At 64.4% G+C, this 2,752-nt stretch carries 1 protein-coding gene; it reads left to right on the plus strand.

Annotation, left to right across the window (positions count from 1 at the left end):
• Nucleotides 1–210 precede the first annotated feature (210 nt).
• Nucleotides 211–2,577 (plus strand): penicillin acylase family protein, encoded by a 2,367-nt coding sequence (locus AC07T0_RS31635; RefSeq protein WP_495004861.1) that lies wholly within the window; start codon nt 211–213, stop codon nt 2,575–2,577.
• Nucleotides 2,578–2,752: the final 175 nt, after the last annotated feature.

Consider the following 2,752-nt stretch of genomic DNA (forward strand, 5'->3'; position numbering starts at 1 on the left):
GAGCTTGCCCGCGAAGAGGACCGTGAGACCGCTAAAAGCTTCGCGGGCAAGCTCCGCTCCCACATTAGTCATGCGTTCTGCGCCAAAAAATCGCAGCCCCCTATGGCGAACCAGACTTTTTACAGTAATCGCCCATTCGGCCGATGCACCCCCATACGCTCCTGTGCTAAACCTCCCCGGCCCAGTCCCGGTAGCCACAAGGATTCATGCATGAAACGCAGCCTGACCGTTCTCGCCGTCCTGATCGTCGCCATTGCCGGGGGTGGCCTTTGGTACGTCCAGAGCAAGCAGCCGATGCGCCAGGGCCAGGTCACGCTGCAGAACCTGCAAGGGCCGGTCACGGTGCGCTACGACGACCGTGGCGTGCCGCATATCCGTGCCGAAAACGAAGCCGACCTGTACCGCGCCCTGGGTTACGTGCAGGCCCAGGACCGGCTGTTCCAGATGGAAATCATGCGTCGCCTGGCCCGTGGCGAGCTGGCCGAGGTGCTCGGGCCCAAGCTGGTGGACACCGACAAACTGTTCCGCGGCCTGCGTATCCGCGAGCGGGCCGACCAGTACGTCACCGAGCTCGACAAGCAGTCCCCCAGTTGGAAGGCCCTGCAAGCCTACCTGGACGGCATCAACCAGTATCAGGCGAGCCACGCCAAACCCGTGGAGTTCGACCTCCTGGGCATCGACAGGCGGCCGTTCACCGCCGCAGACACCATCAGCATCGCCGGCTACCTGGCCTACAGCTTCGCCGCCGCCTTCCGCACCGAGCCGCTGCTGACCTATGTGCGCGACAAGCTCGGCGCCGACTACCTGAAAGTCTTCGACCTGCAATGGCGTCCCCAGGGCGCATTCGGCCCCCCGACGCCCCTGGCCGATGCCGACTGGAAGGGCCTCGGCGCCCTGGCCCGATTGAGCGACCAGGCCCTGGAGCACGCCGGCCTGCCGCAGTTCGAAGGCAGCAATGCCTGGGCGGTGTCCGGCAGCCGGACCAAGAGTGGCAAGCCGCTGCTGGCGGGCGATCCGCATATCCATTTCTCGACGCCTTCGGTCTGGTATGAGGCGCACCTCTCGGCGCCGAACTACGAGCTGTATGGCTATCACCAGGCGCTGGTGCCATTCGCGTTCCTGGGTAACAACCAGGCGTTCGGCTGGAGCCTGACCATGTTCCAGAACGACGACCTCGATCTGATCGCCGAGCAGACCAACCCGGACAACCCCAACCAGGTCTGGTACCACGGCCAGTGGGTCGAGATGACCAGCAGCCAACAGCAGATCGCCGTCAAGGGCGAGGCACCGGTCACCGTCACCCTGCGCCGCTCGCCCCACGGCCCGATCGTCAATGACGCCCTGGGCAGCAATGGCGCAACCAAGCCAGTGGCGATGTGGTGGGCCTTTCTCGAGACCCCGGACCCGATCCTCGACGCCTTCTACGAGCTCAACCGCGCCGACACCCTGGAGAAAGCCCGCACGGCCTCGTCGAAGATCCAGGCCCCGGGTCTCAACGTGGTCTGGGCCAATGCCAAGGGCGATATCGGCTGGTGGGCAGCGGCGCTGCTGCCCAAGCGCCAGCCCGGGGTCAACCCGGCCTTTATCCTCGACGGTAGCACCACCGATGCCGACAAGGACGGCTACTACCCGTTCAGCGCCAACCCCCAGGAAGAGAACCCGGCGCGCGGCTATATCGTCTCGGCCAACGCCCAGCCGGTATCACCCACCGGCATGGAGATTCCCGGTTACTACAACCTGCCCGATCGCGGCCAGCAACTGAACCGGCAACTGAGCGACAGCAGCGTGCGCTGGAGCCTGGAAAACAGCCAGAAACTGCAACTGGGCACGACCACCGACTACGGCCCACGCCTGCTCAAGCCGCTGCTGCCGGTGCTGCGCGAAGTGGTGAAAGACCCGGCTGAGCTGAAGCTGGTGGAGCAGTTGGCGCAGTGGAAGGGTGACTACCCGATGAGTTCCAGCAGCGCCACGCTGTTCAATCAGTTCCTCTATGACCTGACCTATAGCGCGATGCACGACAAGCTGGGCGATGACTATTTCAATGCGTTGCTGAACACCCGCGTGATCGACGCCGCCCTGCCGCGCCTGGCGGCCGACGAGCATTCGCCGTGGTGGGGCAAGGGCCGCGCCGAGACGGTGAAAGCCGCCTGGCAAGCGAGCATCGCCCACCTCAAGGGGCTCTATGGCAATGATCCGACCGGCTGGGTCTGGGGCCAGGCCCATACCCTGACCCATGAGCATCCGTTGGGCCGGCAGAAGCCACTGGACCGGTTGTTCAATGTCGGACCGTTCGATGCACCGGGCAGCCATGAAGTGCCGAACAACCTGTCGGCGAAGATCGGCCCGGCGCCCTGGGCGGTGAGCAACGGGCCTTCGACCCGCCGTCTCATCGACTTCGCCGACCCGGAGCACAGCCTGACCATCAACCCGGTAGGGCAAAGCGGCGTGTTGTTCGACAAGTATTACGACGACCAGGCCGAGACCTATATCGAAGGCGGGTATGAGCAGGTGCGGTTGGATGAGGTGGAAGTGTCGGCCAATACCCGCAGTGTCCTGAAGCTGCTGCCGGCCCGGTAAAACCACTGCATTCAACGCGGTCATTGTGGGAGCCGGCTTGCCGGCGATGGCGGTCGTTCAGGCGATGCAAGGCTCACGGGCCCCATCGCCGGCAAGCCGGCTCCTATGTATGGACTCGCCCACCCTGTCAACACGCTTTGAACACTGCTACCCGGTTGCATCTATGTATCAGGCC

The organism is Pseudomonas sp. GW821-FHT04D07 (genome assembly GCF_059420225.1).